Source organism: Blautia coccoides, from assembly GCF_034355335.1.
Taxonomy (GTDB): domain Bacteria; phylum Bacillota; class Clostridia; order Lachnospirales; family Lachnospiraceae; genus Blautia; species Blautia producta.
In genome coordinates this window covers 1,074,032-1,094,837 of the sequence record NZ_CP136422.1, presented here as the reverse complement: position 1 = coordinate 1,094,837, position 20,806 = coordinate 1,074,032, and the positions used below count along the sequence as shown (strand labels likewise).

Genomic DNA, 20,806 nt, shown 5'->3' with positions numbered 1-20,806 from the left:
GCGCTACAGCGGCCAGAGAAACGGAATCATCACAATACAGACAACGAAGCACACTGCCACCAGCGGAAGCCCCTGTCTCAGCCAGTCTCCCGTAAATATACCTCCTTCCTCCGCCAGCATGGGGTAAGACGGTGCTGCAATGGGCAGGGCAAACCCGCAGCTGGAAGCAATCATAGCTGTCAGCATGACAGGTTTCAGATTCACACCTAGGCTTGACGATAAAACCAAAACAAAGGGCAGAACCACACCAAAGGTGCCTGTATTATTTAAAAACTGGGTAATCAAAACCACCAGCAAAAATACGGCGGCGATCAGCACTCTGTCAGGAATGTCATCCCAGAACAGTCCGGCAGCATTTTCTGACAGAAGGGAGTCCAGCTCCACCTTCTCAATCCCTGTTCCCAATGCCTTAATCCCCATAATGAACATCAAGATATCCCACCGTATGGCATTGACAATCTCCTTTACTGAAAGAATCCCTGCTCCTCCCAAAAACAGAATAACTGCACAGCCGGCTGCATAAGAGGAGATCAAAGACTTCTGATCAGGAGCCACCGCTAGAATAAAGAACAAAAAGGTCAGGGCTACAAGTATCTGATTTTTTCTGCTTACAGCACTTTTTACGACCGGCTGCACATCCGTACACCCGGCTCTGTCCGGCAGATAACGCTTTCCTATAAAGCAATAATATAAAATCATCAGAATTCCCGCCGGCACGGTCACAAGGGAGATCTCAAAGATACCTATTGTCTCTCCCGGTACAGCATTTTCGTAAGCCGCCTTTCCTATCATGTTCAGAGGAGTGCCCATGACCGTCATCATCCCCCCAATGGTTGCCGCATAGGCAATTGCCATCATGGATTTTGTCTTACTCACCTTCAGGCTGCTTCCCAGAGTAAGTACCAGTGACATCATGGCAACCTGCACTGCAAGGCTGGACAAGATACTGGACAAAGCTGCTGTACACAGACAGAGAACCAGCAGTATCACCCCATCGTTGGTTACTCTCTTTAATCTTTTCTGCATCCAGTTCCCCAAAACGTCTGAAAGCCCTACTCTAAAAAATGCTTCGCTGAGTACAAAAGCTCCCACGAAAATAAACATAGATTTATCGGCAAGTCCCGAAAATGCCTCTGAAGGGGTGATAATGCCTGAAACAGAAAGCACACAGGGGATCATCAGGCCAATCCATCCAAGTCCTGCCTTTCTTGTGAGCAGCAATGCTATCAGCAATACCATAATCCCTACAATAAATATCTGTTCCGCATTTCCCATTTTTCTCCCGCCTTTCCTGCGCTTTTCTGTCACCAAATCATCTGCATATATAAACCTACTGTAACGGCTCAGCTCCCTCACAGAATCGCCTATGGAAATGAGATTTTTGCTTGGCTGCTGAATCACTACAACGTCATTATAGTCTTGTATAATTTTAAGATAATTATAGCATTTACTACAGTTTGCGTATATTCAGCGAGTATTATAAAAAAAGCAGTCTGATTTTACACATCAGGCTGAAAAAAAAAGACACGGTTTCCCGTGCCTTTCAAAAATCAAGATCAACTTTCTTCCAATGCATGCAGAACCTTCCGGTTCATAAACGCAATTAGGAAACCATACAGACTTCCCATAAATAATACAGCGGTACCTGCTTTCAGTTCAAACAGCATCAGGATCACACCCAGAGAGACTATACTTCCCAGTGTGCACACAGGCCTGGTCAGAAGAAGTAACAGAGACGTTTTGACAATGTCCCTGTTTTTCATCCGATAGCGGGACGCCAGCAGATACAGGTTCGGTGTCACCACCAGGGCTGCCGCAAACAATATGACAAACAGGATCATCAGAGGAAAGACAGGAATCTGTACCGCAAAAAACTCAATGTTTATCTCAAATACTAGGATCAGGAACATATGGCCAGCCGCCAGAAGATATTTCTGGCCGCAGTCATCTGTATAGGCTTTCCTGTAATCTCTCCAGGCCCCCGTCTCCGTCCTGGAGAGCAGACGGTTCATGGTGTAAAACAGAGCCGAAAGCGCCGGTCCCATAGGAACCATACACAAAAGAAACAGAGGAAGGCAGGTGCGCACCTGGGATACTCCCACAAAAAGGAAAAACAGGAGTGCCGGCAGGTTGGAGAATAGAAATAAAATATTCGTACCGATCACATACCACAGTTTTTCGCAAAAACCCAATATCTTATCCATCTGGAACACTTCACTAAACATTTTTTCCTCCTTTATGGGTATACATATCATCCGACATGCATATCATCCGACATACATATCATCCGGCATGCATTTCATCCGGTGCACACACTGCAATTTTTTATAATGATATCAAAATCGTCTTGATCTCATACGGATGCAGATGAAGCTTCATCTCCCCTGTGGTCACTGCCTCAGTAAGGGGACGCTCTCTTAAATCCCCCTCCATCCAGCAGGAATACTCAAATCCCGGTTTCACAGTCACGTTCTGGGAACTTCCCGCAAATTCATGGAAACGCAGAACAATATAATTTCCATCCTCAGATTTTTTCACTGCGTCTATTTCCACCTGCTCATTGTCAAAAGTGACAAAGCTTTCAAAATCCACCTTTGTCTTTCCAGCCGAAACTTTCATGGGATCATTCAGCGCACATGCCTCCTGCACCGTATGTCCCTCTACAAAATCCCCGCCGTGAGGCAGTAAGGCGTATGTAAAGGTATGCATACCCTGATCCTGTAAATGGTCAGGCTGCAGACCGGAACGTAAAAGGGAAATGCGGATAACATTATCCTTGATATCATGTCCGTATTTGCAGTCATTCAGAATGCTGACTCCGTAATTTCTCTCGGAAAGGTCTGCAAACCGATGGGCAACGCTCTCAAATCTGGCCTGATCCCAGCTTGTATTCCAGTGGTTGGGCCGCCTCACATTGCCGTACTGCACATCATAGGTCGCATAAGTGGAACGGATATCAACAGGGAAGGCCGCCTTCAGAAGCTGCTGTCTCTCACGGAAGTCCACATCTGTCTTAAAATCAATCCTCCTGGAATCCCGATACATGCTCATATCCTGTGAGATCATGGATTTCATGTACTTCCATTCCATATGGATCGTCAGCTTCAGAGGTCCGCACTCTGTCACCTCAAATGCTGTCAGCTCTGTGATCTCCCTCATTTTCTGCTGATAGTAAATATCAATATCCCATGCATCGTTGTCAAGAGGCTTATCCTCAAACATCTGCAGGACATTTCCCCTCTCCCCTTCTGCCAAAACTTCACGGTCAAAGGTCCTGTCATAAAGTCTGGTTATCTGGCCGTAATCATTAAGGGACACTAGATAGTAAGGTGTCTCAATCTCTCTTCCACGGATCACAAAGCTGTTCTGCTCTTCATTTCCCTGTGCCTGAGGATGGAAACAGATAACTTTATGTCCCATGGAGGGCACCTGTTTTGCCTCTACATATACTGCGTTTTCTCCTTTTTGTACGGGAAGCACGCAGCCCTCCTCATCTGTAAAGTACCCGTCATCTGTACAGGGAACTGACACCAGTTCATCCTTTGTCCATGCAGAGGCGTTCCATACCGTCCAGGTATTCTCTTCCTGCAGAGCTGTGTTATCTGTGAAATCATTCTCCACCTGAACTGCTATGCTCTCTATCTGGGCGTAGTCCTTGTGACAGTCCTCATAAACTTCATGGATAGAGGAGCCGGGAATAATATCGTGGAACTGGTTGGTCAGGATCAGTTTCCATCCTTTTGTCAGACTTTCCTGATCTGCTTTTTCCAGGCTTTTCTCCATCAGCCCCTGCATAACCGTCATCCACTCAGCACGGCGGTACAGAAGCTCCATTTTTCTGTTCATGCGTTTATTGTATCCCTGGCTTGTGTATGTTCCCCTGTGGTATTCCAGATACAGCTCCCCATCCCAGGTGTTCACATACTGGTCTGTGTTCTTTACCGTCTCTTTCAGTTTTCTGAAATATTCCCCTGCTGTGGATGTCTTTACATTGGGCAGTCCCGGGATCTTATCCAGTCTGCGTCTCTGTTCCAGCATATCACGGTTTACACCGCCGCCGCCGTCTCCGAATCCGTAGGCGATGAGCAGGTCTTTGTTCATCTCCTTCTCACTGTAGGCATCCCATACGCCTTTTACGGTCTTTGGCATCAGCTTGCCGTTGTAGGTGTAGAACCAGGAGCCAGGCTCGTTCCAGGGTTCTGGTGTGGTAATGAAATGTGTCAAAACTTCGCTGCCGTCAATACCTTTCCACTTAAAAGTATCGTGTGGCATACGGTTGAACTGGTTCCAGCTTATCTTTGTGGTCATAAACATATCTATGCCGGATTTTTTCAGGATCTGGGGAAGTGCCCAGGAGTAGCCGAACACATCCGGCAGCCAGAGATACTCCACATCCTTACCAAATTCATCCTTGATAAATTTACTTCCGATCAATATCTGGCGTGTCAGGGATTCCCCGCTTGTGAGATTGCAGTCTGCCTCCACCCACATGGCACCGTCTGCCTCCCAGCGTCCCTCTTTGACAAGTTCTTTGATCTTCCCATATATTTCAGGGAAATCTTCTTTTATATACTCGTAAATCTGAGGCTGTGTCTGCAGGAAAATATACTCCGGAAACATTTCCATCAGGCGGAGCACGGTGGAGAAGGAGCGTGAGGCTTTCTCATGGGTATGTTTCAGTCTCCACAGCCATGCCATATCAATATGCGTATGTCCCACACAGTGCACATTCACCAGGGAATGCTTATCCATCCGGTCAATTTTCTCATTCAGCACCCGGTCAGCCTGATGGACTGATTCATAGAATTCATCACTTCCCGGATATGCCCAGTCAATACAATGACAGGCTTCATCCAGGGCATTTCTCAGATCATAGCGGACAGGGTCGTTTTCATTTAGGTTCTCAATGGTTTCCAGCACCATGGTCCCCAGATAGTAAAAATCATCCACTTCCTCATCCAGCCAGGCCAGGTCTGCTCTTTTGATCTGGTGCTCCTGCACTGCCGGTACACCGCCGCCCTCCAATCCTGACCAGAGGCGGAAAGTAAGACTGGTCTCCTTCCCGGTGCACGCTTCCGGGAAAAACACTTCCTGATGGTTTACATCCACGCCCTGAAAAGGTTCCTCATTCAGATAACACATGGACTCAAACCCGCTGTTATTGCCTGCCCCAGTGTTGCCGAAATCAAAAACACCAACTACTCTTTTGCCGGCCCACTCTGCCGGAATACGGATATCCCTGTGCATCCACAGATACCTGTCTCTGCCTGCCCAGTTCTCTCCCTGGGCAATCCTTCCCCATCCGTCAAAGTTTACGGGAACCTGGGGATTCACTGCCTTCTGTTCATCCTCACACATGAGGAAATCTCCTATGGGAGTCACGCCGCGGTATCTGTATTTCTTCACTTCATCCATTCGTCTCTGTAATTTTCTGTCTGTTAAAAACATAATACCCTCCTGTTTGCCTTTCTGCTTTTATTTTACCTGTTTTGCCGGAAATAACAATTTTCCTTTTTCTATGTTTCCTGCACAAATTCTAGGTTGTTCAGAGGCAGGGGGGAATATTTCCACTCTCATCGTTTTACCCGGTATCCCAGATAGTCCAGCATCAGTTCACTGTACATGGCATTTGCCCAGGAAAACCATTTTCTTGTGAAAATCTCAGGGTTATCCACAAAGACCCCCTCATGCATCATACCTTTTCCACCATCTGTCCCCACAAGACGCCTGAGTACACCCAGCTTTTCCTCCTCTTTTTCTGCGGTCAGGCCTTCCATGGCCACAGCAATGTGCCATACATATCTAGAAGGTGTGTGAGGGCTTCCGATACCGGACAGCTTATCCCCTTTATAATAGTAGGGATTGGCCTCGCTCAAAAGAAATCTTCTTGTGTTCTCCGCCACATCACGGCGTCTTGGTATGTATCCCAGATATTCCATGGATAAAAGACTTGGGACATTGGCATCATCCATGAGATTATACTGTCCGAATCCATCGGTCTCGTAGGCGTAAATCTCCCCAAATTCTCCTGTCCTGACAATTCCGTATGTCTCGATCCCCACGGTTATCTCCTCCCGCAGCCGTTCCGCTCTCTGCGCTGCCGCTTCCTCATGAAGGATTTCCCGGCAGATCCCTGCCACATATCCCAGGATGACACAGGCGAACATGTTGGATGGGATCAGATATCCATAGGTACACGCATCGTCACTGGGGCGGAATCCTGACCAGATAAGTCCGCATCCCTCTTTTACAAGAGCGCCTTTTCCGCTCCTTGACAGGGTATCCGTGTAAATGCAATCCTTCCGCTGGAAACGGTACTGCGACCTGGACTCATGGTACTGCTCCCGCTCAAACACATCCATAATGGTTTTGATCCCTGTCAGGAAAGTATCATCAAAATGTTTTGTATATCCCGTATTCTTCCAGAGAAGGTAAGCAAGCTGGACGGGATAGCACAGGGAATCCACCTCAAATTTCATCTCCCATACCCACGGGTTCTGGTCAGGAAAATCTTTCTCCCAACAGTTTCCGTTGTCTGTCTCGTTAAATGCATTGGCATAAGGTTCTCTCAAAATACATTGAAACTGTCTCTTCACAAGACCCGCGATGACCTGGGTCAGCTTCTCATCCTTCTTAGCAGCCAGCAGATAAGGGCGAAGCTGTGCAGTGGAATCGCGCAGCCACATGGCCGGTATATCTCCTGTGATCACATGGGTTGTCCCATCTTCCATCTCTTTTACTGTGGTATTCAGCGTGTTGGTAAAACAATTGCGAAACACCTCTGCCAGATATGGCTCTTCTTTGCATTTTTGTTCTGCTTCTTTGATCAGTTCTTCAATAATTCCGGGATTTTCCATGATAAAGTCCTCCTGTAGGTTTTTATGTAATTTCTCATGTGTTCATCCTATCAAAAACAGAGGATGCTGTATAGTGAAATATCTCTCGAAAATTGTAAACTTTTCTATTCTCTGTTATTGGCTGTATTATGCAATAAAGCATAAAACAACCGGCAGTTCTGGCTGATCCCATAACTGCCGGGTATTTCTCTATCTCTTCTGACATTTCTCACAAAAATATATATTCCCGCCCATATACGCGGCTCTTTTTATCTCTCCTCCACACCGCATGCACGGCTGATGTAGAGAATTTTTGGAGAGCTGGGTAATATACCCTCCCTTGTTTCCGAACAAATCACGTTCCGTATCTCTTCCTCCTCCGTCACACATCTGCCGCAGTGTACCTGTCACAGAATCGTAAAGGCTCCGGAAATCTTCCTCCTCCGCTTCCCGCATGTCAAACCTGGGGTCTATCCCTGCGTTCCAAAGGATGTCCTGCAGGACACCATTACCCAGGCCGGGTATGCGCTGCTCTGTTGCCAGGTAGGTTTTGGCCGATATCTTTTTCCCGGTATCAGGGTAGAGGCTTCGGAAATACTCGTATGTGAACTCTTCATCCAGCGCTGTATATTTACTGATGGAGGAACGGTAGTATTCTTCGCCGCACTCCCCCAAAGGATACACGCCGATAAACGCATACATCTGAACCGATACAGAAAGTGCCGTGCCGTCATCAAACCCTATGAATAACTGATGCTTTTTCGGAAACTCTGTCTTTTCCTCATAATATCTTGGATAAGCGCCGTCTGACAGGATGATCATGCAGCTCTCTGTGTCAATCTCGATCATACCGCCCCGGTTCACCGCTTTTATGACGGACTGCCCCTGGAGCATTTCATCATATTCCTCTTTGTCCTCACGAAAGAACGCAAACTTATGGGGCGTATATCCTGCTTTCACATAATCAATGGTCTTTCCGGCCAGGTTCTCTGTTATCTGCTTTGCTATAGTCCGGCTCTCCGGCAGTTCCAGCATAATTCCTTTCCTCCTTTAAGCCTGCTTCCACCTCTTCAGTGTTGGGAACCAGGACTCCATCATCTTTCTGGCTTCCTCCTGGGTACCGAATGGATTTCCGTTTTCCTCGTTGAATTTCAGGTTGAATCGTATCATATCCTCCATTGTCATATTGTCGGTAAATTCCCCTTCCTTATAACAGTAACAGCAATAGTCCTCATTTCTGCCCCCGTCACTGTTTGTACCGAAGTCCCCGTCCTTTTCCATTGGCATACCGCAGCTCTGACAAAATTTTTTATCTTCCATAATATATGTTCCTCCTGTTTTTCTTACAGGATACTATATGTAATATGACACCCTATGTCATATATCGTAAAGTTTCCGGATTTTTTCAGCTTCTTTTTTTATATGCGCTTTCAGCCATTCCGGTTCCAGAACTTTTGCGTCTGCCCCAAAGGATAATATAAATCCGGTCAGCCATCTGCCCGGTGTGAATGCCGCTTTTACCTCAAATCCCCCGTCCTCCAGACGGATAATATCTTCCTCCGCAAAAAAATCCAGCACCTGAAATCCGGCTGCCTCTGTGAATCTCAGCTTCAAAGCTGTCATTTCCGCAGGCTTTTCCTCTTTCTGCTCACAGACTTCCGCGGCTTTTCTCATGGAGAACTCCTCCCGCTCCATCTGCAGCTCCCGGATACGGTTCAGACGGAACAATCGGAATCCCTGCTTTTTCCTACAGTAGCCGGACACATACCAGTGGCCGCCCTTAAAAGTAAGCCTTACCGGTTCCACGGTCCTTCTGCTCTTGATGCCGGAGGAATTATAATACTGAAAAGTCAGCAGCCTGCGGTGCAGAATGGCGGACTTACAGAGTTCAAAATACTCCTTCTCCTGCTTTCCCGCGCCCCAGGTCTCAAAATCCACTTCCAGCCAGTCCACAGTCTGTCTGCCGAATAGTCCGGCAAGCTGTGAGAGAAGTCTGCTGCTATCCCCCGCCCCAACCGCGTCCAGACTTTGCAGAGCAGTCATGATATGCTCCTGTTCGTCCTCCCCAAGCAGCGTCCTGTCAAGCTGAAACTGCTCCATGAGCCGTATTCCGCCTCCGTGTCCCTTCTCTGTATAGACCGGTATGCCTGCGGCGGATAGTGTATCCAAATCCCGGTATATGGTACGGACAGACACCTCCAGCCTTTCAGCCAGTGCCCCGGCTGTTGTCTCACGGTGTTCCATTAATATGTATAATATTTCAAATAACCTGCTGTTCTTCATCTCTCCATCCTGTCTGTGCCATATTCTCTGTCTGTGCCATATCCTCTGTCTGCGTCATATTCTCTGTCTGCGTCATATTCTCTGTCTGCGCCATATTCTCTGTCTGCGCCATATTCTCTGTCCCTGTCACCTTTTGACTACGACGAAAGGCAGTCTTAGCGGATTACGCTGCAGCCGGCAGCACATTTCCGAATGCACAGATATGGAGCAATCTGCTCCATATCGCGCCGGCAGCTCTTCCGTAACAGGGCAAGTCCTACGTTTTTCTTCCTCCAGTATAACACAGGCCCGATTCAGCCCACAAGATTTGTTCTCACGTCATTATGAAAAACTGGATCAGACTTGCCACGGTCTTTCCAATGGCTATAGACAACACTACCAGCCCTACACCCTTTGTAAGGCCAACCCGCCTTGCCATAATAGCAAATACATTCACCACTTCACCGAGAGCTATGATCCAGCTTCCCAGGAACATGCCGAAAAATATACCGATGACTGCCAGTCCCCATTGTCCGAAAGGCAGGTGGAACTGATACAGATAAAAAATATTTCCCAGAAAAGTACCCAGGATCAGAGCGTCCTCGTAGAGGAGAAGATTGTGGCCTGTATGGGTAACGCCTGCATACCGGGGGATGATCCCCAGTCCGATAATAAAGGCCGCCAGCGCGGTAGCCACAACCATACCGCCGCTTAAACCTATGATGGCAGCAACCAGTTCATAAAACCACATTTCAGTTTTTCTCCTTCCTGTTCTTCTTCTCTATCAGAGTTTTATCCACATCATCCTCATAGACACGCATCTGAACTTCCATAGGTGTGGGATCCTGCGTGATCTTCCCATGCCCGAAATGGTTGAAGAAAAATACCACGCCGAGACCGATTCCAAGAGAATACGTGAACTCCAGAATGGTGTGTCCTGTGGAAATATTGCCTGTGAGCTGTTTGTAGATCTGAAAAAACAGCCCGGATGTGTCCACATCCATATTAAATGTCATAATGGAAAAAGCTCCGCCGAAAAATGTAAGAAAACACACCAGCACGGTCTTTGCCCAACTCCAGACCACGTGTTTATGCTTCTGTGTCTCATAGGTAATGACAATGTTCGTCTCCCCCATGTGCGTCACATCCACGGTCTGCTCTTTATCCTGAACCGCCTCCACCAGCTCCAGGGCAGATATCACATAACGCCCCGGCTTTCCGTCCGGAATGGTGAATACCTTTCTCACCCGGTTCCTGTTCAGTACGCTTGTACTGCTGGAGGACAGCTTTGCCACATCCTGCAGATAGACCTCCGGCTGATGTACCTCCACATTTTTCTCCGTCTGCACATATAAAATATCACTCATGTAAACATCTCCTTTAAACGTGGACAGCCGGACGAAATCTTCCTGACTGCCGTAACTATTACAGGGATAGTATGACATGTTCCTGTGCAAACTATACGCCAAGAAGCACACTTGCAGTGCCGCAGTTCAAATCTTCTCCCGCAGGCGGTTCAGTATTTTTTTCTCAAGCCTGGACACCTGAACCTGGGATATCCCCAGCTCTCCCGCAATCTGTGTCTGGGTTTTTTCCTGGAAGAAACGCATGTAGATCAATTTTCTCTCCTCCGGATCCAATGTGCCCAGCATCTGTTCCAGCATCATGCGATTTAAAAGGTGCTCCTGATCATTTCTCTGTTCCTCAATCTTGTCTTCAAGGGAAATATCCGTGCCGTCTCCCTGATAAATGGTCTTCTGCAGGGACTCTATCTGTGCCCCTGACTCCATAGCCATCACCAGTTCCTCCCGGGTTACCGCAATACGCTCCGCGATCTCCTCCATCTCCGGTTCTTTCCCGTTTTCCATCATCAGTTCCTCTCTGGCTGTGTAAGCCCGGCAGCATATTTCCTTTAAGGAGCGGCTGACCTTCATCATGCCGTCATCTCTTAAAAAGCGTTTGATTTCCCCCGTGATCATGGGTACTGCATACGTGGAGAATTTCACATCATAAGAAGTGTCAAATTTATCAATGGCCTTTAAAAGACCGATGCTTCCTATCTGAAACAGATCCTCTGCCTCCACACCCCGGTTCAGAAAACGCCTTACAATGCTGTGTACCAGACCAATATTTTTCTCTACCAGCGTATCTCTTGCTTCCTTATCTCCCTGGTGCGCACGCCCGATAAGGGCAAGGATATCCTCCATACAGCCTCCTTCTACTCAAAGACCTGACTTCCGGTTCCGATTTTTTTCTTCATCCGGACGACAGTACCCTTTCCCGGTTCTGATTCTACTTCCAGCATATCCATAAATGCCTCCATAAAGGCAAAGCCCATGCCTGAACGGTCCTGCTCCGGCTTTGTGGTAAACATGGGTTCCATAGCCCGCTCCACATTCTCAATTCCCCGCCCGTGGTCAGTCACTGCCACGGTCAGCTCTCTGCCGCGGATGATGCAGTCTATCCTGATCTTCTCTGTCTCCTTCTCATAAGCATGTACAATACAGTTTGTGATCGCCTCGGAGACAGCAGTCTTAATATCCGCCACCTCCTCAAGTGTGGGATTTAACTGGGTGGCAAATGCTGCCACCGTGATCCGTGCCAGCCCTTCGTTGCAGGAACGGCTGTCCATCTCCAATGTCATTTCATTGGTATTCTCCATATCTACCTTCCCCCTTACCTTCTTTTCTGGTGCCAGACAGCTTCCTGGCTGATTTCAATATATTTGTAGATCCCTGACAGTCGCATGATCCTGTTCACTCTGTCATTCACATGGATCGCTGACACTCTGCCCCCGCTGTAATGCAGAAGGCGGTATCTTCCCATAAGCATGCCAATCCCGGAACTGTCCATAAAGGTCGTACCGGAAAAATCAAAGACCAGCTGACGGACATTTCCCTTCTTCAGTTCCTTGTCCACCTCATCGGTTATCTGCGTGGCAAAATGGTGGTCCAGCTCCTGGGGCACATAAACCATAAGACAACTGCCCCTCTTTTTTAACACATCTTCCATACTCATTTCCCCTTACTATTTCAATTTATCCCATCCGGATACTGATATCCGCAGAAATCCCATATTTTCCCGCGGACAACAAAAGGATGTGCATACACTCATGCACACCCTTTCCTTCAAGGTTTCTCTTAGGTTATTCTTCCCCGGTGTCCTCCCAGCCATCCTGGTTGTCACCGCCATCACCGTATTCGTCGCCGTTATTGTCGTCCCCGTTGTTGTCATCCTGGTTATCATCTGTGTATCCGGGATCTGTACCGCCTTCGCCGCCGTCATCCTGGCCTGTTGTATCTTCCTGAGGCTGTCCCTCATCAGCGGGCGCTGAACCCTCTCCGCCGTTTTCCTGCCCTGCTGACGTCTGCGTGGGTGTTCCGCCAATGGCTGTCATATAATCCTTGGCATCACTGGCATAGCTGGTGCCCGGAAATGCATCTATGATCTTCTGATACCATACAATAGCATTGGCATTGTCACCGCTCTTCTGATAAGACTGGGCCAGATAGAACATGGAGTCATAGTCCGGTTCTCCTATATCCTGTGCCTTCAGCAGATTATCAATGGCAGAAGCATAATCCTGATTTTCATACGCAGTGATACCTGCGCTCTTATACCCGGCCTTCACAGTTTCCCCGATGTCATTCATGATCGTATCATACATGGACTTGGCATCCACAGAGAGCAGGGACGCATCCACGCTCTCCAGCGCATTGGCTGCATTCTGATAGCTGCCGCTGTTGTATGCCTGCCATGCTTTGATCAGATTATCATAGCTCTCTGACTTGGTGTTCGCCTGGGCGATCTGCTCATTGGCCGTGTTTACAGACTGGGAGGAGGCATCGATCTCCTGCTGCATCCTGTCTATCTCCGCGGCCTGGGTAGCCACCTTGTCACTGTATTCCACGATTTTTTTGTTGGCCTCATTATTGATCTTCTGTGTCTTGGCAGGAACAATGAGGAACCAAAGCGCAGATGCACCTACAAGCAGTCCGATGATCAGATTGATCAGCGTGTTGGTCACAGTTCTCTCCCTGTATTCCGGGGGCTGTATGATGGTGTCATTGCCCGAGTTATAGATCACCCGACCGTCCTTTTCCTCACGGTTCTTTTCTTTTGCCTTAAATCTCGGCTCCAGACTGGTCATTCTTCCCGTCTGGTCATCCACCTCCCGCAGGAAACGCAGTGTGGTGGTATTGGTCTTATCAATCTTCGCGGCAATTTTTAGCTGTTTTCTGGCCTTCTCATACGCGCCTTCCTTTATATAGATCAGAGAGAGCAGATGATAGCCCTTGATCAGCTTAGGGTTGCTGGTAGGCACTTTTTTCAACTGCATCTTCGCCATATCCAGATTACCGGTACGGCAGTATTCGAGACACTGGTTATATTTCTTAATACTGGTGTTGATGGTGTCTAACCGGTTGGCATTGCTCTGCAGCTTATTGATGTAGTCTGACGCCACATTGCCGTCCGGCATAATATTCTTGCTGATGACCCATTCACTTAAAGCCGCTACCACCTCCCCGGTCTCAAAATAAACCAGCCCCAGAAGATTTCTTGCCTGGATATTGCATTTGTTCATCTTCAGGCTTCGTTTCAGGCAGGTAATTGCCCCGGACAAGTCACGGATCTGTGCCTTCTCCAGCCCCTGATTATAATAGAGATTGGACAGAGCCACTGCCTTTTTCTGGGCGGTCACATTACACCCGCACTTTGGGCAGTAAGGTGAAGTGTTGAGCTGTGCTTGGCATATCATACAATTCATCTGTCTTCTCCCTAATTCTTAGCCGTTCCATTGGTTTCTTTCAGCATTTCCTTCAAAATATCGATCACATCCGTTAAATCCTGCTTGTAAATGTTGCCTTCTGCATCATCCACGTCCAGGCACGGCTGAAATTTCTTCAGTTCTTCCTCGTAATTAATCATTCATTCTCCTCCTTACGTAATCCTTTATCTCCCCGGCAAGATACAAGGAACCCACAACAAACATCAGGCCGTCCCCCTTCAGGGCGTATGCCTTCTCAAACGCCTCCCCCGAATTCGGCACTGCCAGAACATTGCCGCATCCGTTTGCCCTGAAAAGCTCTGCCAGCTCTTCTGCTGACTGCTTCCTGCTGCCCCATATCTCTGTTGTCACCACATTGGCAAATTTAAGTCCGCTGCAGACTCTGTGTATCATATCCTCATAGTCCTTATCCGATACCGTGGCAAAAAGAAGCGTTATGGAATATTCCTCCTGGAAATACCGGACCGTCTCTACAAACTGGGCGATCCCATCCTCATTATGGGCACCGTCCACGATCACTCCCGGAAGTATGGTCTCCATTCGGCCCTGCCATCTGGTATGCTCCAACCCTTTTTTTAAGGTTTCCTTCTCTATCTTATGGATGCCTTTGAGGACGCCCATAGTCTCCACTGCCATTGAGGCATTCATCATCTGGTATTTTGCGATAAATGGAACAAACAGCTCTGTAGTCCCGTAAACTGCCGAATCAAAGGTGAAACCGATCCCCTTTGGCGTATAAGACAAAAGCTTCTGACTCTCAGCCTTTACCTGGTGGCATGGGCATCCAAGCTCCTCTGCGCGCCTGCGGATAACAGCAGCGGCTGTCTCGTTATTGGCATCGAAGATGACCGGCACGCCTTTCTTGATAATGCCTGCCTTCTCGCCGGCTATCTTGTCAATGGTATCTCCCAGATATTCCACATGGTCCAGGCTGATGGATGTAATGACGCAGGCCATTGGGTTCAAAATGGAGTTGGTCGCATCAAGCCTTCCGCCAAGACCGGTCTCCAATACAACAATGTCAACATCCTCATCCTCGAATATCAACATTCCCATGAGAAACAAAAACTCAAAATAGGTAGGATGGTAATCCCCCTGCTCCACAAGACGGTCGGAAAGCTCCTTGACCTTCAGAAAGGCCTCCAGAAATTTTTCATCTGAGACCATCTGCTCATTGATCTGAAATCTCTCATTGATCTTCATCAGATGGGGGGATGTAAAAAGACCGCATCTGTAACCGCCTTCCTCCAGCATGGTGGACAGAAAAGCGCAGACGCTTCCCTTTCCGTTAGTTCCTGCCACATGGATCATCTTTCTATTTTTATCGGGACTGCCCAGCATGTCCAGGCATTTCCTGGTGTGTTCCAGTTTATTTTTCTTTGTGAATTTAGGAATTTCTTCAATGTATGCTGCTGCTTTTTCATAAGTAAACAAAAGCGTTTTCCTTCTTTCTGTCTTTGGTAAGCTTTCGTAACAGTTCAGACAGGCTGAACTGTTGCAAGCCTTATCTATATAGGAAAGTCACCACTTCGCCTTATAAAGACAAGACTGTCTGCTGCAGTCCGGACAGTAGCTGCCGGATTGTAACAGGTCACTTATCATTATAATGAAGTGGTGACAATATGCAAGCAAATTATGTCGGTTCTTTTAAAAGTTTTTAATTCTGTACCGGGTTTTCCGTGTTTGGCACCTCAATGGGACTTTCTCCGGCCCCTGTCCCCGTACCGTTTTCCTCCCCAATAGGATTTGCGGCGGCATCGTCCCCTATACCTGCTGCATTGGGGTCAATCTCTCCTGTGCCTTCTGTATTCTCACCTTCTAAAGGCGGCACCTCCGGGGCCAGCGGCTCCACAGGTACCTTGTAGATCATGCTGTCAGTTCTGGTGAGCACCTTGCGGGTGGAGCTGTTGCTTCGGATCGCCACATCCACCTCATCCCCGTCTTTTAACTCCACATCCGTGAGCAGAAGGGTTGTGGGACTGATATATGTGGCATCCAGAAGTTCTCCGTTCACCTCCACATATGCGGACTGGGTGAAGTTTTCCCCTGTGATATAATACCTGCCGTCAGAAATCTTTTCGATTTTTTCAAGCACAGCGTCTTTTACACCCAGGTGCATCTCTGTCCGAGCAAAGGGATTCTCCCCGTCATAGACATACTGCTTCCCATAAAGGATATCATACTGGAGCGTCTCCAGATCCACCTGATAGTTTTTCGTCTGCCGTCTGGCCTGATGGAAACGGAAGATATTTCCCTCGTGGATCCCCACCCGGTCCATGACCTCTGCCGCCATCTGATAGGCGGCCACATTGGCGTCCTTTTTCTCAAGACCCATATTGTCCCAGATCACATATTCTGTCTGGAACAGATAACGGTTCTTCACATCCTTTACCTTCAGTCCCATGGTTGGAAGATGGTCTCCGTACATGACAAGGACCACATCCTCATCATACTTAGACAGCGTTTCCGTAAGCTCTTTGACAAACTGGTCCATCTCATAGATCTGGTTGCAGTAATATTCCCATTTGTTATTGACAGCCTCAGACTCTCCGCCGGTGACGGTGATCTTGGGGTCGTCGATCATAGGCTCTTCGGGATAATCCCCGTGTCCCTGCACAGATATGGTGTAAATGTAATCCGGATCATCGGAAGATTCCAGGGCTTCCATAATATATTTTGTCAGGTTTCTGTCCCGCATCCAGTCATTGGGATTGGTGTCGTCCTGCTCTGACATATATTCCTCTGAGGTAAAACTGTCAAATCCCAGATTGGCGAAGACATTCTTTCTCCCGTAAAAATTGGCCTCATTGTTGTGAATGGCGTGCGTGCTGTATCCCAGGTTTTTCAGTACATAGGGCGCACTCTCGCAGGTTGTCTCTTTCAAAATACTCTTGTAGGGATACTCGCCCGGCCCAAAATAGCGCAGACTCATACCTGTAATAGACTCAAACTCTGTGTTGGCTGTTCCGGCACCCACGCTGGGGACTTTATAGTAGCCGGAGGAATATTCCTTCATCAGTTTCCTGAACGTAGGGATAGGGTCCTCGGAGATATTCAGGAAATTCACAAGTGTAGGGTCAAAAAAAGATTCAAGCTGCAGGAAAATAATGTTGGGACGTTTTTCCCCTGTTTCAGGCAGGCCGCTCTCACTTTTCTCTATTTTTTTAATTGCAGCCTCCGAATAATCCCTTGGACAGCTGATACCCGTATTGAAAATGGTAGTAGCCAGGCAATAGGGATACCCGTAATCTTCATAGGCAAACGCAATATTTCCAAAATAGTTGGACAGCACCCTCTTTTCAAGTGCCAGCTTGGTGGTTCCCGCAAAAGCCAGCACCCCTGCAAGCACAAGAGGGATATTCAGCTTGTAGGTCATTTTCCCCTGGTATTTCGGTCCCTTCAAAAACAGAAATACCAGACCTATGACGGCTGCCACTGCCAGAACGATCACGATCACAAAAAAGACCGGTGACAAATATTTGTTGGCAATCTTAAACGCATCTGTGAGCAGATGCAGATCCGGACCGGTAAACGGTGTGACACGGTTTGCCAGAAGCACGCCGTTGACGATTCCCAGAACCAACCAGAAGATGGCCAGAAGGGTTCTCATGAAAACCCTCCGGCGCACCAGATAAACTAACAGTGTGGTAGTGAAGATCAGAAAGGAGTTGTACAGAAACACCAGAGGCCTTTCCGTCATGTAGACATATGCCTCACCGACGGAATGCCTGGAGATCGCTTCTATCACAAAATATCCCAGCATGACCACTACCATCTGAATCGGCAGAGAGAGCAGATTCAGATATTTTAACCACTTCTTATTCATAAATTTAACTCTCCTATAGCCTGCGCAGTTACCTGCCAAGCTGTGCAAGTCTTTCCTTTACCTGTTCCATCATATTTGTGTATTTCTCAAGCTTGGCCTTCTCTTCAGCCACCTTGCTCTCAGGCGCTTTGCTCAGGAATCTTTCGTTTTTAAGCATTCCGTTTACACGGGCAAGCTCTTTGTTCAAACGCTCCGCTTCTTTATTCAGGCGCTCAATCTCTTTCTCAATATCCACCAGCTCTGCAAAAGGCATATAGATGACAGCCTTTGATGTCACTGCGGAGACAGCGTCCTCCGCAATCCCTGCTTTGTCAGACTGGATGGTTACTTCACTGGCATATCCCAGAGTTGCGAAGAAGACTCTTCCGTTCTCAAATACCTGAAGGATCTCTTCCTCCTCTGAAACCACAAATACTTTTGCCTTTTTGCTTGGGGGTACATTCATATCTGTACGCACATTTCGGATGCTCCTTACAGCTTCTTTGATGATCTCCACTGCGCGCTCATCCTCTTTGAAACTCCACTCCTGTTTTTCCACCGGCCAGGACGCGATCATGATAGATTCCTCCTCCGGATGCAGGGTACAGAAGATTTCCTCTGTGATAAACGGCATATAGGGATGAAGAAGCTTCAGCGCATTGCCCAGAACTGTTTTCAGAGTCCAGAGTGCTGCTGCCTTGGTGTTGTCCTCGTCATTGTACAGCCTTGGTTTTACCATCTCGATATACCAGTCACAGAACTCCTCCCAGATAAAGTCATAAACTTTCTGGACTGCAATGCCCAGCTCGTATTTATCCAGGTTCTCCGTAACCTCTGTTGCCAGGGTATTTACTTTGGAGAGGATCCACTTGTCTGCGCTGGTCAGTGTGTTTAGATCGATCTCGGTCGGAACCTCCGCTTTTTCCAGGTTCATCATGATAAAGCGGGAAGCGTTCCATACTTTGTTGGCAAAGTTTCGGCTTGCCTCCACTCTCTCCCAGTAAAAACGCATGTCATTGCCCGGTGCGTTTCCTGTCATAAGTGTGAGCCGCAGCGCGTCAGCGCCGTATTTGTCAATCACCTCCAGAGGATCAATGCCGTTTCCAAGGGATTTACTCATCTTGCGGCCCTGGGAATCGCGGATCAGGCCGTGGATCAGCACATGGTGGAAAGGTGTTTTACCTGTCTGCTCCAGTCCTGAGAATACCATACGGATGACCCAGAAGAAAATAATGTCATAGCCTGTTACCAGTACATCTGTGGGATAGAAATACTCCATCTCCTCTGTTTTGTTTGGCCATCCCAGTGTGGAGAAAGGCCAGAGTGCGGAGGAAAACCAGGTATCCAAGGTATCCTCGTCCTGTGTCAGATGTTCACAGCCGCATTTTGGGCAGATCTTCGGCATCTCTCTGGCAACTGTTACCTCCCCGCATTTGTCACAGTAATAGGCAGGGATCCTGTGTCCCCACCAGAGCTGACGGGAAATACACCAGTCCCGGATATTCTCCAGCCAGTGCATGTAGATCTTATCAAAACGGTCGGGAACAAACTGCAGACTGCCGTCCTCCAGAGTCTTGATGGCAGCCTCTCCCATCTCCTTCATCCTGACAAACCACTGGGGCTTGATCATAGGCTCCACTGTGGCATGGCAGCGGTCATGGGTGCCGACACTGTGGGCATGGGGTACCACTTTCACCAGAAGCCCCTGTTCCTCCAGGTCTTTTACCATGGCTTTTCTGGCCTCATAGCGGTCCATACCCGCGTATTTGCCGCCCAGCTCATTGATGGTGGCATCATCGTTCATGATGGTGATCTCCGGCAGACTGTGGCGTTTTCCCACTTCAAAGTCATTGGGGTCATGGGCCGGTGTGATCTTCACACATCCGGTACCGAATTCTTTATCCACATATTCGTCTGCCACAACCGGGATCTCTCTGTCTGTCAGAGGCAGCTTCAGCATTTTACCAACCAGGTCTTTGTATCTGTCATCCTCGGGATTAACTGCAACAGCCGTATCTCCCAGAAGGGTCTCTGGACGCGTGGTTGCGATCTCTACATAGCGTCCTTCCTCTCCAACGATAGGGTAATTGATGTGCCAGAAAAATCCGTCCTGATCCTCATGCTCTACCTCCGCGTCAGAAATGGATGTCTGACATACCGGACACCAGTTGATAATGCGGGATCCTTTATAGATGTAACCTTTTTCGTATAATTTAATGAAAACTTCCTGTACTGCCTGGGAACATCCCTCATCCATGGTAAAACGTTCTCTGTCCCAGTCAGCAGATGCGCCCAGTTTCTTTAGCTGGTTGATGATCTTTCCGCCGTATTCCTCTTTCCATTCCCAGGCGTGCTTCAGAAATTCTTCTCTTCCAATCTCGTTTTTATCAATTCCCTGTGCTTTCAGTTTTTCAATAACTTTTACTTCCGTTGCAATGGCCGCATGGTCTGTGCCCGGCTGCCACAATGCTTCGTATCCCTGCATTCTCTTAAAACGGATTAGGATATCCTGCATGGTCTCATCCAGCGCGTGTCCCATATGGAGCTGGCCTGTTACATTGGGCGGGGGCATTACTATGGTAAATGGTTTCTTGTCTCTGTTTACTTCTGCGTGGAAATATTTGTTATCCAGCCATTTCTGATAAATTCTGTCCTCCAGACCCTTTGGGTCATAAGTCTTGGCAAGTTCCTTGCTCATAATCTCCTCCTTAAATTAAAAAACGCCCTTTACAGACTGCACTGTAAAGGGCGAAATATTCCGCGGTACCACCTTTTTTTCTCACTCATGTCCGTTAACGCAGACTACGCGTGAAGGCCTACTCCTGATTCATCCTTTACAAACCACTTTCTTCAGCCCTCCGGTTCAAAAGCTACCTTCCATCCATTCCCCTGAAACGATCTTACAGCCGGTGGATCGTTCTCTCTGTCAGGCTCCGGGATGTACTCCTCTTTCTCATCACCTTTTCATACGTCCCATCATAATCACATTATCTTGGTTTGTCAAGTGAATAAATTGTGAAAAACAAAAAAATAAGCCCGCTTCTACGGACTTATCGCTCACTTTGCAAGGGATATTTTCCCTCTGATCCTATCCTGGTTCTGTAACTGTTTCGT

The 20,806-nt window shown here is 47.9% G+C and carries 18 protein-coding genes and 1 other annotated feature; all 18 genes read right to left on the bottom strand.

The features are described from left to right. Positions 1-3: 3 nt before the first annotated feature. Positions 4-1,275: an SLC13 family permease gene (locus BLCOC_RS04690; protein ID WP_131918388.1), complete on the bottom strand. Its 1,272-nt coding sequence runs from the start codon at positions 1,273-1,275 to the stop codon at positions 4-6. Between the two features lie 281 nt (positions 1,276-1,556). Continuing rightward, on the bottom strand, positions 1,557-2,225 hold the full coding sequence (locus BLCOC_RS04685; protein WP_018597836.1) for a DUF624 domain-containing protein: 669 nt from the start codon (positions 2,223-2,225) through the stop codon (positions 1,557-1,559). A 100-nt stretch (positions 2,226-2,325) separates the two neighbouring features. Next, entirely contained in the window at positions 2,326-5,448 is a 3,123-nt protein-coding gene (locus BLCOC_RS04680) for an alpha-mannosidase (RefSeq protein ID WP_115624568.1), read from the bottom strand. Positions 5,449-5,573: 125 nt separating this feature from the next. Then, positions 5,574-6,857 (bottom strand): glycoside hydrolase family 125 protein, encoded by a 1,284-nt coding sequence (locus BLCOC_RS04675; RefSeq protein ID WP_115624567.1) that lies wholly within the window; start codon positions 6,855-6,857, stop codon positions 5,574-5,576. Positions 6,858-7,046: 189 nt separating this feature from the next. After that, a complete protein-coding gene (locus BLCOC_RS04670; protein WP_029470435.1) occupies positions 7,047-7,871 on the bottom strand; it encodes a DNA-formamidopyrimidine glycosylase family protein in 825 nt (274 codons plus the stop codon). Between the two features lie 15 nt (positions 7,872-7,886). Further along, on the bottom strand, positions 7,887-8,156 hold the full coding sequence (locus BLCOC_RS04665) for a zinc ribbon domain-containing protein (protein ID WP_018597832.1): 270 nt from the start codon (positions 8,154-8,156) through the stop codon (positions 7,887-7,889). 57 nt (positions 8,157-8,213) lie between these two features. Next, a complete protein-coding gene (locus tag BLCOC_RS04660) occupies positions 8,214-9,119 on the bottom strand; it encodes a helix-turn-helix transcriptional regulator (protein ID WP_115624566.1) in 906 nt (301 codons plus the stop codon). Further along, a complete protein-coding gene (locus tag BLCOC_RS04655; protein WP_256180446.1) occupies positions 9,097-9,231 on the bottom strand; it encodes a hypothetical protein in 135 nt (44 codons plus the stop codon). The genes BLCOC_RS04660 and BLCOC_RS04655 overlap by 23 nt, the downstream gene beginning before the upstream one ends. 201 nt (positions 9,232-9,432) lie before the next feature. After that, complete coding sequence (locus BLCOC_RS04650) at positions 9,433-9,849, bottom strand: stage V sporulation protein AB (protein ID WP_115624565.1); 417 nt, start codon at positions 9,847-9,849, stop codon at positions 9,433-9,435. Position 9,850: 1 nt separating this feature from the next. Continuing rightward, positions 9,851-10,465, bottom strand: a complete 615-nt coding sequence (locus BLCOC_RS04645; RefSeq protein ID WP_018597827.1) for a stage V sporulation protein AA — start codon at positions 10,463-10,465, stop codon at positions 9,851-9,853. Positions 10,466-10,591: 126 nt separating this feature from the next. Beyond that, positions 10,592-11,305, bottom strand: a complete 714-nt coding sequence (locus tag BLCOC_RS04640; protein ID WP_018597826.1) for a SigF/SigG family RNA polymerase sporulation sigma factor — start codon at positions 11,303-11,305, stop codon at positions 10,592-10,594. Between the two features lie 11 nt (positions 11,306-11,316). Continuing rightward, on the bottom strand, positions 11,317-11,760 hold the full coding sequence (gene spoIIAB / locus BLCOC_RS04635; protein WP_018597825.1) for an anti-sigma F factor: 444 nt from the start codon (positions 11,758-11,760) through the stop codon (positions 11,317-11,319). A 14-nt stretch (positions 11,761-11,774) separates the two neighbouring features. Then, positions 11,775-12,110, bottom strand: a complete 336-nt coding sequence (locus tag BLCOC_RS04630; protein WP_018597824.1) for an STAS domain-containing protein — start codon at positions 12,108-12,110, stop codon at positions 11,775-11,777. A gap of 133 nt (positions 12,111-12,243) precedes the next feature. Continuing rightward, on the bottom strand, positions 12,244-13,866 hold the full coding sequence (locus BLCOC_RS04625) for a tetratricopeptide repeat protein (RefSeq protein WP_115624564.1): 1,623 nt from the start codon (positions 13,864-13,866) through the stop codon (positions 12,244-12,246). Between the two features lie 11 nt (positions 13,867-13,877). Next, positions 13,878-14,027 (bottom strand): hypothetical protein, encoded by a 150-nt coding sequence (locus BLCOC_RS04620; RefSeq protein ID WP_018597822.1) that lies wholly within the window; start codon positions 14,025-14,027, stop codon positions 13,878-13,880. Then, positions 14,020-15,321, bottom strand: a complete 1,302-nt coding sequence (locus BLCOC_RS04615; RefSeq protein ID WP_115624563.1) for a bifunctional folylpolyglutamate synthase/dihydrofolate synthase — start codon at positions 15,319-15,321, stop codon at positions 14,020-14,022. The genes BLCOC_RS04620 and BLCOC_RS04615 overlap by 8 nt, the downstream gene beginning before the upstream one ends. A gap of 223 nt (positions 15,322-15,544) precedes the next feature. Beyond that, positions 15,545-17,713 (bottom strand): LTA synthase family protein, encoded by a 2,169-nt coding sequence (locus tag BLCOC_RS04610; RefSeq protein ID WP_029470438.1) that lies wholly within the window; start codon positions 17,711-17,713, stop codon positions 15,545-15,547. 28 nt (positions 17,714-17,741) lie between these two features. Continuing rightward, positions 17,742-20,390 carry a valine--tRNA ligase gene (locus BLCOC_RS04605; RefSeq protein ID WP_115624562.1) on the bottom strand — a complete coding sequence of 883 codons (2,649 nt, stop codon included), beginning with the start codon at positions 20,388-20,390 and terminating at the stop codon, positions 17,742-17,744. 43 nt (positions 20,391-20,433) lie between these two features. Continuing rightward, positions 20,434-20,658 (bottom strand) — a binding site (T-box leader). Between the last annotated feature and the right edge of the window lie 148 nt (positions 20,659-20,806).

Bases quoted from the DNA above. Each gene is read 5' to 3' on its own strand.
- BLCOC_RS04690 (WP_131918388.1), bottom strand. From the start codon at position 1,275: ATGGGAAATGCGGAACAGATATTTATTGTAGGGATTATGGTATTGCTG.
- BLCOC_RS04685 (WP_018597836.1), bottom strand. From the start codon at position 2,225: ATGTTTAGTGAAGTGTTCCAGATGGATAAGATATTGGGTTTTTGCGAA.
- BLCOC_RS04680 (WP_115624568.1), bottom strand. From the start codon at position 5,448: ATGTTTTTAACAGACAGAAAATTACAGAGACGAATGGATGAAGTGAAG.
- BLCOC_RS04675 (WP_115624567.1), bottom strand. From the start codon at position 6,857: ATGGAAAATCCCGGAATTATTGAAGAACTGATCAAAGAAGCAGAACAA.
- BLCOC_RS04670 (WP_029470435.1), bottom strand. From the start codon at position 7,871: ATGCTGGAACTGCCGGAGAGCCGGACTATAGCAAAGCAGATAACAGAG.
- BLCOC_RS04665 (WP_018597832.1), bottom strand. From the start codon at position 8,156: ATGGAAGATAAAAAATTTTGTCAGAGCTGCGGTATGCCAATGGAAAAG.
- BLCOC_RS04660 (WP_115624566.1), bottom strand. From the start codon at position 9,119: ATGAAGAACAGCAGGTTATTTGAAATATTATACATATTAATGGAACAC.
- BLCOC_RS04655 (WP_256180446.1), bottom strand. From the start codon at position 9,231: ATGGCGCAGACAGAGAATATGGCGCAGACAGAGAATATGACGCAGACA.
- BLCOC_RS04650 (WP_115624565.1), bottom strand. From the start codon at position 9,849: ATGTGGTTTTATGAACTGGTTGCTGCCATCATAGGTTTAAGCGGCGGT.
- BLCOC_RS04645 (WP_018597827.1), bottom strand. From the start codon at position 10,465: ATGAGTGATATTTTATATGTGCAGACGGAGAAAAATGTGGAGGTACAT.
- BLCOC_RS04640 (WP_018597826.1), bottom strand. From the start codon at position 11,305: ATGGAGGATATCCTTGCCCTTATCGGGCGTGCGCACCAGGGAGATAAG.
- spoIIAB (WP_018597825.1), bottom strand. From the start codon at position 11,760: ATGGAGAATACCAATGAAATGACATTGGAGATGGACAGCCGTTCCTGC.
- BLCOC_RS04630 (WP_018597824.1), bottom strand. From the start codon at position 12,110: ATGGAAGATGTGTTAAAAAAGAGGGGCAGTTGTCTTATGGTTTATGTG.
- BLCOC_RS04625 (WP_115624564.1), bottom strand. From the start codon at position 13,866: ATGAATTGTATGATATGCCAAGCACAGCTCAACACTTCACCTTACTGC.
- BLCOC_RS04620 (WP_018597822.1), bottom strand. From the start codon at position 14,027: ATGATTAATTACGAGGAAGAACTGAAGAAATTTCAGCCGTGCCTGGAC.
- BLCOC_RS04610 (WP_029470438.1), bottom strand. From the start codon at position 17,713: ATGAATAAGAAGTGGTTAAAATATCTGAATCTGCTCTCTCTGCCGATT.
- BLCOC_RS04605 (WP_115624562.1), bottom strand. From the start codon at position 20,390: ATGAGCAAGGAACTTGCCAAGACTTATGACCCAAAGGGTCTGGAGGAC.